Raw genomic sequence first — 9362 nt, 5'->3', positions numbered from 1 at the left:
CAAGACCGGGACATCCACTATCCAAGACCGGGCAAGACCGGGACATCCACAATCCCGACAATTTCCTACCCCTTCTGTCAGCGATTTCCTACAGACAACGGATTCCTGCCCCGTCACGCTTCGTGCATGACATCAGCCCGCAGCCATCTCGTTGATCCAGAGTCGCCCGGCTTCTTTCACTGCATCTCCCGATGCGTGCGGCGGGCATGGTTATGTGGCGTCGATCCCTACAACGGCAAGTCCTACGAGCATCGGCGCGAATGGGTCGAGCAACGGCTGTTGGAGCTGGCAGAAATCTACGCGGTTGGCCTGTTTGCCTATGCAGTGATGAGCAACCATTTGCATGTTGTGATGCGCATCGATCCGGGTGCTGCCGCAACGTGGTCCGATGAAGAAGTCGCGACTCGCTGGATCCGCCTGTTCCCGGGTAGGGTCGATGGCGACATTGATCCAGAAGCCTGTCGACTGAAGGAACAAGCCCTGCACGGCAATGCCGAACGTGTTGCTGTTTGCCGCCAGCGGCTGGGCAGCCTGTCGTGGTTCATGCGCAGCCTCAACGAGCCGATTGCACGGCGTGCGAATCAGGAGGACGCTTGCACCGGCCGTTTCTGGGAGGGACGCTATAAGTGCCAAGCCCTCCTTGACGAAGCCGCCGTGCTCTCCTGCATGAGCTACGTCGATCTGAATCCGATTCGAGCGGGTATTGCCGAGAACCTGGAATCCTCCGTCCATACCAGCGCAGTCAAACGCATCTCTGCAATTCGCTTGAATCCCGGGATGGCCAGGCGGTCGCTGGCTTCGATCAACACCTGCCTATCGCCCGATTTCCTGCCCATCACCACCGAGGACTACATCGATCTGATCGATTGGACCGCACGACTCACCCGCGCCGACAAACGTGGCCATATCGAAGCGACCGAACCACCAATTCTTCGCAAACTCGGTCTGACTGAGCATCAATGGCATCAGCAAATGCTTGGCACGGAGACAACCTACTGGCGAGCCATCGGAACCGCTCAATCATTGATCGCGAAAGCAGCGGCCATCGGGCAATCTTGGCTCAAGGGAATTGGCAGCGCACAGGCATTGCTGCGAATACAAGCAGGCTGATTCAAACCTCGCGTTGCGTGAAATCGGGCGACCCGAGAAAAGCGCATGCCTCCTCTCTGGGCGAAGACCCGCAATACGGCGAATAGCGCGGTCGGGGACATCGAAACACCAGAATTCGATCCACCTGAATTCAGTCCACCCTCAGGAAATCACCACGAGCACCCAACCCCGCATGGGTTGGCTAATTCAAATAGTGGGTGTCCCAGTCGAAGTTGAGAAGTTGACAGTTGACGAAGTTGAAAATCAAATAGTAGGTGTCCCCGTTGTAGGTAGGGGTCCGAGAAATCAGGGGTGGCTCACTCTGACCCCTTTGATTTTTCATTCAACTTCAATCTCCTGCAACTGCAGGTAGGTCATAAGAAGATCGTGATTTTCCAATCTGACAATTTTTCCCTTGACGCGAGCTTCCGCAACTTCGTCCGTATATTCGTCGTCATCTGGGAATCTCGGATACATTTTTCGCATAAAAGTCATGAAATCTTTGTTTTCTAGAAACTTGCTTCCGGCTTCTACAAATATGCCTCTGCCTGGGCACTCCGCGCTAACTAAAATTATGCCGTATTCGACCCCTGCTTCTTTTGCCTGCACTTTCATTACAACTACCTTGCCTTCATACAATTCCGGGTTTTTTGCTACAACACAAAAGGTAGTATTATCACTATCCATAATTTCATAGGCTTGGGCAGGCAGATCAAATACCAAGGATAGAATGATCGCTATGCCTATGGGGAAAAGGATTCTCAACGTCATCTTCGTCACCTATTAACATGATGGATCGTTTGATGCTGATGCGGTTGAACAGGCTGTATCGACTGATTTTTTCGCATGCTTAAAGATATTGTCATAATTGTACCCGATGCTCGGGAGCCACATGGGATCATTTTTAAGACTGCTGGGCTCGAATGCGCCTTTCTGATACATAGCCTGCACGGTGTATGCGTTTATTTCTGTATCTAACCTTTCTTCCGGCGTACCCAACCCCCTTCCTAGCGCTTTACCGTCGATAAGGTGCTGTCCTTCATGGACTATCGACTGTGAGTTGAGTGATTTCGCGGTTCGGGGAAGGGGAATGGTTCCAGAACTGGGGAACGTTACCGTCTCTGTTCCATCGCTATTACGCTTGGTTACAGCGCCGGTTCCTCCAGTTAAGTTGTCGTTGAAATCTACCTCAACACCCGGTTCGCCTCGAAATCCGTAGGCATTGGCGGCATTCTCGATTCGCACCCGTTCCCCATCAGTTAGGTCCCTACTGTTCTTCGCCACATCTCGCACGCGGTCTAACCCGGCATCAATCATGTCATAATTTTTTGGGTCTTTAGTTGCATACGCAATTTGCACACCTTTCCCAATATCAAGCGGCTTCGCGCCAATGTCCGAACTGCGCCCACTAGTTGGAACCGACGCGCTTCCCTTTGGCCCCGATCCTTCATCAGCACCATTTTCAAATGGTCCAGTAACCTCAGCGACACCGATGATTTGAAGCCCATGCCCGATTGATCTTGGATCACGATCACTATTGTACGTATACCCCGTCGGATCCCTCCCACTCAACGGATTATTCATGATGTAGCTGTAAGGATTCATCGACTGCGTACTAGTCGGAAACTGAATCACCGGATCCACACTCAGGAACCGTCCCAACTCATAGTCATAAACCCGCCCATTCAAACGTAAGAAAGGGTCAGGTCTTGTATTGACACATACCGTCAATACGCCTAGTTTTAACCAATGGCCAGACCGCTTCGCATTGAGTACGAAGGAGCCGTGCATCATGTGATGTCGCGGGGTAACGCGTGGGCACCCATCGTGGTCGACGATGAGGATCGGCGAGCGTGGGTGGACGTGCTGGGTTCGGTTGCCGACCGCTTCGAATGGCGGGTGTGGGCCTACTGCTTGATGGACAATCACTATCACTTGCTGGTCGAAACGCCGAAGGCCAATCTCAGTCGTGGCATGCGCGAATTGAACGGGGTTTACACGCAAGCTTTCAATCGCCGACACGGTCAAGTCGGACACCTGTTCCAGGGGCGCTTCAAGGCCTTGCTGGTCGAGAAGGATGTCTATCTGCTGGAACTGAGCCGCTATTTGGTGCTGAATCCGGTGCGTGCGGGAATGGTGGGGCAGGCGGGCGATTGGCCTTGGAGTAGCCACCGTGCGGTGATGGGAAAAGCAAAGCCATTCGATTCACTGGAGTGCGGATCGCTACTGTCGCTGTTTGGCGCAGAGACAGGCCAGGCGCGGCGGGCATACAACCGATTCGTGGCTCAAGGTCTTGGCACGGAGGACCCGACAGAGCATGTGATCAATCAGGTATTTCTGGGTGGCGAAGCCTTTGTCAGCGCAGTGACGGCCAAAGCGGGCAAGGTTTCGAGCGAGGTACCCAAGCGGCAACGGCAGTGGCGGAGTTTGAAGACGATTGAGCGTTCAGCAGAGAATCGTGACGACGCGATTCGCGCGGCCTACGCTACCGGGCAGTTCACTTTGCGCCAGATTGGTGCTCACTTTGGGTTGCATTACGCATCAGTAAGTCGGATCGCGAGAGCGTAGTACATCAATATACTATCCGGCGATCTTCTCTTGAGATAAGCCGCTTTATATCGGTAGTACGTCAAACGTACGGATGACCCACAAACTGTGGTCTGAAACTCCACTCCGTTGGCCCGGGCATTGCAGGGCGTGACTACGCTGGCAGCTTCACGACTGGCACAAAGCCGCCAAAGATCATGCGTTTGCCATCGAAGGGACAATCGCCGGCGGCCTCCATCCGCGGATCTTTCATGAATTTTTCCATGGCCGTATCGCGGGTGGCCTTGTCGGGCCATTCCACCCAGGAGAACACCACGGTTTCATCCTGTCCGGCCTGCACGGCGCGGCGGAAATCGGTGAGCTTGCCTTCGGGCACGTCGTCACCCCAGCACTCCAGCACCCGCGTGGCACCGAATTCCAGAAAGATGACGTCTAGGGTATTGGCGTGCTTGATAAACGCCTCATGGTTGGCGCTGGGTACGGCGATCACGAATCCATCGACATAGGACATGACAGTTTCCTCGGCGGCAATGGCAACCAAAATGGCGGCCTTGCACTACCGACGAACAACGGCGGGCGAAATCGACATGGCGCTGAGGTATTGACCCTCTGCCCCGAAATTCCGTTTCCTTTATTCGCCGTTGGGCGGCCGCTTTGCGCCGACGTGCTCTCGCACCGTCTGGATGTCGCGCACCGGGCGGACTTCGATACTACCGAAGCGCGCCCATGGAAATTGCCGGGCGATCTCCATCGCTCGATCCATCGAATCGGCTTCGATCAGATTGAAGCCGGCCAGGAACTCACGTGTTTCGGCGAACGGACCATCGGTGACACGGCTGATGCCGTTGCGAACCCGCAGGGTCTTGGCGGTGTCGGGGTTTTCCAACTGCTGCGAACCCTGCAGGCAGCCGTCTTGCTGAAGAGCATCGGCTTTCTCGAAACAACCGCGCATGAGACGGTCGTATTCGGCCTCCGGGACTTCGGCGAGCAGGCCGGGATCGATATGGATCAGGGTCAGGAACTGCATCGCGGGCTCCGCATTGCAAGGAAGTGTCGATGATGCCCGCTGTCGGCATTGCACTCAAACAGGGCCAGGAAAAGTTTCTCATGTGCATGTCGATTCCGGATGCGCTCGTTCGTCATCATCCTTGCAAGCGGCCAGAACGCGGCGCCAACAGGAGAATGAAATGAAGGTCATGGTGATGGTGAAAGCCACCGAAGAGTCCGAGGCTGGCGTCATGCCCAGTCAAGCGTTGCTGGAAGCGATGGGTAAATTCAACGAGGAGTTGGTCAATGCCGGGGTGATGTTGGCGGGCGAGGGCCTGCATCCGAGTTCACGCGGTGCGCGCGTCGCCTTCGATGGTGCGCAGCGACGGGTGATCGACGGCCCGTTTACCGAGACCCGTGAGCTGGTTGCCGGGTTCTGGTTGTGGCAGGTTCGCTCGCTCGAGGAAGCCATCGAATGGGTCAAGCGTTGCCCGAATCCGATGTCCGGTCCATCCGAAATCGAGATTCGCCCTATTTTCGAAGCGGCTGATTTTGGCGATGAATTCACCCCCGAACTGCGCGAACAGGAAGATCGCTTGCGCGAGCGACTTGGCCGTTGAATCAACAACCCCGAAGGAGCGACGCCATGCAACTGATTCCGTACCTGATGTTTCGCGAGGGAAAGTGCCGTGAGGCGTTCGCGTTCTATGCGCAGGCCCTGCGCGGCGAGATTGTCTCGACCGCGACCTATGGCGACATGGGGCCGGATGTCCCCGAGCCGATGCGGCCGCTGGTCGCCAACGTCCACCTGCGGGTTGGCGACGCGTCGATCATGGGCGCTGACGCCATGGAAAACCCCGATGGCCAGGCCACGACCTCGGTCAACATCGAGGTCGACAGCATTGCGGAAGCCGAGCGCGTGTTCGCCATGATGTGCGAAGGCGGGCTGATCAGGATGCCGCTGGCGGAGACGGCGTGGTCACCGCGCTTCGGCATGTTCGACGACCGCTATGGCCAGCCGTGGATGATCAATTGCAGGCTGCCGACCGCGTAACCCACTCCCCGATCCAGCACATCCAGCCCAGGACATTTCCATGCCTCGCAACCTGTATGTCAATCTGCCGGTGAAAGACCTTGAGCGCTCTGTCGATTTCTTTGACACGCTGGGGTTCTCGTTCAATCCGAAATTCACCAACGAAAATGCCGCCTGTCTGATCATCAATGAACGCACCAGCGTGATGCTGCTGGTCGAAGACTTCTTCGCCGGGTTTACAAAGAAACCCATTGCCGATGCACGCGCCAGCACCGAGACATTGCTGGCCCTGTCGCTGGACAGTCGTGCGCAAGTCCACGAGTTCATGACCAAGGCCCTTGCCGCTGGCGCCGACCCGACGGTCGAGGCCAGGGACTATGGTTTCATGTACCAGCACGGCTTCGCGGACCCGGACGGACACCAGTGGGAAGTGTTCTGGATGGATGAGGCACAGATGCCGACGTCATGAGTCAGCGTGACCGCAACCGGCAGGCTTGCGCCAAGCTGTCGGCGGTGATGTGATCGGCGACGATGATGGCAACGACCCACCACGACGCGATTCATCGAACCCTGGACACGCTATGGCGAATGGAATCGCCACGATTGCTGGCGCACATCGCACGCATGACTGGCAATATCGACACCGCCGAGGAGCTGGCGCAGGACGTGTTGCTGGGTGCGCTGGAGCACTGGTCGCGCGACGGCTTGCCGGACAACCCCGCAGCGTGGCTGATGACCGCAGCCAGACATCGCTCCATTGATCACCTGCGCCAACGCGCCTTGCATGCGCGCAAGCGGGATGAATTCGGTATCGAGCTGGATCTGCACGGAGCCGACATGCAGGGTGACCAGGCCCCGGACAAAGTCGACGACGAAATCGGCGATGACTTGCTGCGCCTGTTGTTCGTCGCCTGCCATCCGGTGCTGTCGATGGAATCCCGGGTCGCGCTGACCCTGCGCCTGCTCGGTGGATTGAGCACGCCGGAAATCGCCCGCGCGTTTCTGCAAAGCGAGTCGACCGTGGCACAGCGCATCGTGCGCGCCAAGCGCACGCTGACGAAGGCATCGGTGGCGTTCGAGGTGCCGCGCAAGGCCGAGCTGCCCGAGCGCCTCGACGCCGTGCTGGAAGTGCTCTATCTGGTCTTCAACGAAGGCTACGCCGCGACCAGCGGTGAAGACTGGATGCGCCCGGCCCTGTGCGAGGAAGCATTGCGGTTGGCGCGCGTGTTGGCGAGTCTGCTGCCCAGCGAATCCGGGGTCTTCGGTCTGCTCGCCCTGATGGAATTGCAGGCTTCACGGATAGCCGCGCGCACCGAGACGGACGGCACGCCGATCCTGTTGCCCGAACAGAATCGCGCGCGCTGGGATCGCCTGCAGATTCAACGCGGACTGGCTGCGCTGGATCGAACGCTACGCCTGGGTGGTGCACGCGGTGCCTATGCGCTGCAAGCCGCGATCGCAGCGTGCCACGCACGTGCGCTGCGCATGCAGGACACGGATTGGCCGCAGATTGCCGCCTTGTATGCGCAGCTTGTGCAGGTGATGCCCTCGCCGGTGGTTGAACTCAACCGTGCTGTGGCGGTAAGTCGGGTGCAAGGCCCCGACGCCGGACTCAGCATCGTCGATGCCCTGGCTGACACACGGCAGCTATCCGGTTACGCACCTCTGTCGGCGGTGCGCGGGGAATTGTTGCAGCAATTGGGTCGCCTGGAGGAAGCGGCTGACGCGTTCGAGTTGGCAGCATCCCTCACCGGCAATGAACGTGAACGCGCAGTATTGCAGGCTCGCGCACAGGCTTGTCGCGGGAAAAAGGGGACGGAGGAATTTTCTGTTTGAATTGCTCCGGTCTTACAGCAGAACGCAGAACAAAGAGGCAGGGCGTGAGTGCGCATCCATTCGAGCCCCAGCGCTGATTGTTTCACTATCCTGTCCCGATCAGCTCGCGGGCTTCTCAACGAGCTGGCTATGCCTTTTTCGGAACGTATGGTGCGGAGGAATCATTCATCATTCAAAGAACGCCGCTGCGGTTTCGATGAAATTCAAACAAATAATTCCTCCGTCCCCTTTTTTTGTGTGATTGGCTGACGCATGATGGTCGGCATGGAAAAAGGCCTGCAAGATACCTACGCGCCGCACAACGCCTGCTTCGGTTGTGGTCCGGCCAATGAGCGCGGACTGCGTATCAAGAGCTTTCCGAGAGGCGATGAAGTCGTTGCCGAGTTCACTCCCGAGCAATACCACGAAGCGTTTCCGGGCGTGCTCAACGGCGGCATCATCGGCACCTTGCTCGACTGTCATTGCAACTGGACCGCGGCCTGGCATCTGATGAACCGTCTCGGCACGGACACGCCGCCGTGCACGGTGACGATGGAGTATGCGATCAAGCTGCGGCGTCCGACGCCGACGGACCAGACGCTGCGGCTGGTTGCACGCGTGATCGAATCGACGGATGACGTGGTTACTGTCGAAGGCGAATTGCTCGCCGGCGACAAGGTCTGTGACCGCTGCATCGGGAAATTCATGGCGGTCAAGGAAGGCCATCCCGCTTACCACCGCTGGTAGGCGTCCATCACGCTACTCCACGGCGATCCAGTCGACTTCCAGCGAAAAGCTTCCGGCAGCCTTGTCATTAATCAGCAGTCCGATTTCGCGGATGCTGGAGACATCGAGTGGTGGTCCGTCCAGCGATGTGCCGCGCACGCTCGCGGTCAATGAATCCAGCCCGATGCGTACGATGATCCACTCTCCGGCTGTTGTTGCAAACGGAGCGCCGTAGGAAACAGTGATGCCACGATGCCTGGCGTCCGTTGCCAGCCGCAATTGATAGTGACGACCATCACCGCGCACCCGCATCAGCACATGCCGGAAATCGCTGAAGTCGAAATGCTGCTCGCGAGCACGCGCGGAGGCGAATCCGCCGTTGTTCGCGAGCGACAGCGAACCGCTGAATCTCAGTTTGCCCCCGGTGATTTCGACACGGCCCAATGATTCGCCGCCCATGACAACGTCATTGACGGCGACCCAGTGGGACGCGGACGCGGCGGACTGGAAATCGAAGAGTGTTTGCATCGGTCTTTCCTGTTGTTCAGAAAGAGTCGGTTGCTGATGCATGTGCCATGTCGCCGCCGACTTTTCCTAATCGGCGACGCGCACCACGAGCTTGCCGAAATTCTTGCCCTCAAGCAGTCCGATGAAGGCCGTCGGTGCGTTCTCCAGTCCTTCGACGATATCTTCGCGGAACTTGATCCGGCCCTGCTTGAACCATTCGCTCATCTGCGTGAAGAACTCGCCGTAGCGATCGCCGTAATCATCAAAGATGATGAAGCCCTGCATCTTGATGCGTTTGGTCAGCAGCGTGCGCGTCAGCAGCCCGAGCCGATCCGGACCGGGTGGGAGTTGAGTGTCGTTGTAGTGGGCAATCAGTCCGCACAGGGGAATGCGGGCCTTCGCATTCAGCAGCGGCAACACCGCATCGAACACCGCGCCGCCGACGCTTTCGAAGTAGACATCAATGCCGTCACCGCAGGTGGCCTTGAGCTGAGCCGCGAAGTCCGCAGCATGATGGTCGATGCACGCATCGAAGCCGAGCTCATCGACGACGTAGCGGCACTTCTTCTCACCACCGGCGACGCCGACCACACGACAGCCCTTGAGCTTGGCAATCTGGCCGACCACGGAACCAACCGCGCCGCTGGCCGCCGCCACC

General features: G+C 57.8%; 13 protein-coding genes. 7 read left to right on the top strand and 6 right to left on the bottom strand.

Annotated elements, in window-relative coordinates; translation table 11 throughout:
* Positions 1-126 precede the first annotated feature (126 nt).
* Positions 127-1110 carry a hypothetical protein gene (locus VFN25_RS14340; protein ID WP_325143083.1) on the top strand — a complete coding sequence of 328 codons (984 nt, stop codon included), beginning with the start codon at positions 127-129 and terminating at the stop codon, positions 1108-1110.
* A 318-nt stretch (positions 1111-1428) separates the two neighbouring features.
* Here the strand turns inward: VFN25_RS14340 and VFN25_RS14335 are convergent, their stop codons facing one another.
* Together VFN25_RS14335 and VFN25_RS14330 are read right to left on the bottom strand one after the other, a co-directional pair.
* Positions 1429-1860: a hypothetical protein gene (locus tag VFN25_RS14335; protein WP_325143081.1), complete on the bottom strand. Its 432-nt coding sequence runs from the start codon at positions 1858-1860 to the stop codon at positions 1429-1431.
* A 12-nt stretch (positions 1861-1872) separates the two neighbouring features.
* Entirely contained in the window at positions 1873-2883 is a 1011-nt protein-coding gene (locus VFN25_RS14330) for an RHS repeat-associated core domain-containing protein (protein ID WP_325143079.1), read from the bottom strand.
* Between the two features lie 33 nt (positions 2884-2916).
* On the opposite strand from VFN25_RS14330, the gene VFN25_RS14325 reads away from it, so the two are divergent.
* A complete protein-coding gene (locus VFN25_RS14325; protein WP_414648971.1) occupies positions 2917-3657 on the top strand; it encodes a transposase in 741 nt (246 codons plus the stop codon).
* A 133-nt stretch (positions 3658-3790) separates the two neighbouring features.
* On the opposite strand, the gene VFN25_RS14320 is transcribed toward VFN25_RS14325, so the two are convergent.
* Entirely contained in the window at positions 3791-4147 is a 357-nt protein-coding gene (locus tag VFN25_RS14320; RefSeq protein ID WP_325143074.1) for a DUF1428 domain-containing protein, read from the bottom strand.
* Positions 4148-4267: 120 nt separating this feature from the next.
* Positions 4268-4663, bottom strand: coding sequence for a YciI family protein (locus VFN25_RS14315; protein WP_325143072.1), 396 nt, complete (start codon positions 4661-4663; stop codon positions 4268-4270).
* A 160-nt stretch (positions 4664-4823) separates the two neighbouring features.
* Here VFN25_RS14315 and VFN25_RS14310 point away from each other — a divergent pair, with 160 nt between their 5' ends.
* The 5 genes from VFN25_RS14310 to VFN25_RS14290 all read left to right on the top strand — a co-directional run bounded on the left by VFN25_RS14310 (position 4824) and on the right by VFN25_RS14290 (position 8218).
* Positions 4824-5243 carry a YciI family protein gene (locus tag VFN25_RS14310; protein ID WP_325143070.1) on the top strand — a complete coding sequence of 140 codons (420 nt, stop codon included), beginning with the start codon at positions 4824-4826 and terminating at the stop codon, positions 5241-5243.
* Positions 5244-5269: 26 nt separating this feature from the next.
* Positions 5270-5677 (top strand): VOC family protein, encoded by a 408-nt coding sequence (locus VFN25_RS14305; protein ID WP_325143068.1) that lies wholly within the window; start codon positions 5270-5272, stop codon positions 5675-5677.
* A 40-nt stretch (positions 5678-5717) separates the two neighbouring features.
* A complete protein-coding gene (locus VFN25_RS14300) occupies positions 5718-6125 on the top strand; it encodes a VOC family protein (protein WP_325143066.1) in 408 nt (135 codons plus the stop codon).
* A 62-nt stretch (positions 6126-6187) separates the two neighbouring features.
* Positions 6188-7492 (top strand): RNA polymerase sigma factor, encoded by a 1305-nt coding sequence (locus tag VFN25_RS14295; RefSeq protein ID WP_325143064.1) that lies wholly within the window; start codon positions 6188-6190, stop codon positions 7490-7492.
* Between the two features lie 264 nt (positions 7493-7756).
* Complete coding sequence (locus VFN25_RS14290; protein WP_325143062.1) at positions 7757-8218, top strand: PaaI family thioesterase; 462 nt, start codon at positions 7757-7759, stop codon at positions 8216-8218.
* 12 nt (positions 8219-8230) lie between these two features.
* Here VFN25_RS14290 and VFN25_RS14285 read toward each other — a convergent pair whose 3' ends face one another.
* Both VFN25_RS14285 and VFN25_RS14280 read right to left on the bottom strand, forming a co-directional pair.
* Complete coding sequence (locus VFN25_RS14285) at positions 8231-8725, bottom strand: CIA30 family protein (protein WP_325143061.1); 495 nt, start codon at positions 8723-8725, stop codon at positions 8231-8233.
* A gap of 66 nt (positions 8726-8791) precedes the next feature.
* The coding region (locus VFN25_RS14280) for a zinc-binding dehydrogenase (protein ID WP_325143059.1) at positions 8792-9362 on the bottom strand (571 nt) is incomplete at its 5' end.

The sequence above is a fragment of the Dokdonella sp. genome (genome assembly GCF_035703485.1).
In the GTDB taxonomy this organism is placed as follows: Bacteria; Pseudomonadota; Gammaproteobacteria; order Xanthomonadales; family Rhodanobacteraceae; genus Dokdonella.
The sequence above is the reverse complement of the archived record's forward strand: the minus strand, read 5'-3'. Positions and strand labels throughout refer to the sequence as shown.

Bases quoted from the DNA above. Each gene is read 5' to 3' on its own strand.
- VFN25_RS14340 (WP_325143083.1), top strand. From the start codon at position 127: ATGACATCAGCCCGCAGCCATCTCGTTGATCCAGAGTCGCCCGGCTTC.
- VFN25_RS14335 (WP_325143081.1), bottom strand. From the start codon at position 1,860: ATGACGTTGAGAATCCTTTTCCCCATAGGCATAGCGATCATTCTATCC.
- VFN25_RS14330 (WP_325143079.1), bottom strand. From the start codon at position 2,883: ATGATGCACGGCTCCTTCGTACTCAATGCGAAGCGGTCTGGCCATTGG.
- VFN25_RS14320 (WP_325143074.1), bottom strand. From the start codon at position 4,147: ATGTCCTATGTCGATGGATTCGTGATCGCCGTACCCAGCGCCAACCAT.
- VFN25_RS14315 (WP_325143072.1), bottom strand. From the start codon at position 4,663: ATGCAGTTCCTGACCCTGATCCATATCGATCCCGGCCTGCTCGCCGAA.
- VFN25_RS14310 (WP_325143070.1), top strand. From the start codon at position 4,824: ATGAAGGTCATGGTGATGGTGAAAGCCACCGAAGAGTCCGAGGCTGGC.
- VFN25_RS14305 (WP_325143068.1), top strand. From the start codon at position 5,270: ATGCAACTGATTCCGTACCTGATGTTTCGCGAGGGAAAGTGCCGTGAG.
- VFN25_RS14300 (WP_325143066.1), top strand. From the start codon at position 5,718: ATGCCTCGCAACCTGTATGTCAATCTGCCGGTGAAAGACCTTGAGCGC.
- VFN25_RS14295 (WP_325143064.1), top strand. From the start codon at position 6,188: ATGATGGCAACGACCCACCACGACGCGATTCATCGAACCCTGGACACG.
- VFN25_RS14290 (WP_325143062.1), top strand. From the start codon at position 7,757: ATGGAAAAAGGCCTGCAAGATACCTACGCGCCGCACAACGCCTGCTTC.
- VFN25_RS14285 (WP_325143061.1), bottom strand. From the start codon at position 8,725: ATGCAAACACTCTTCGATTTCCAGTCCGCCGCGTCCGCGTCCCACTGG.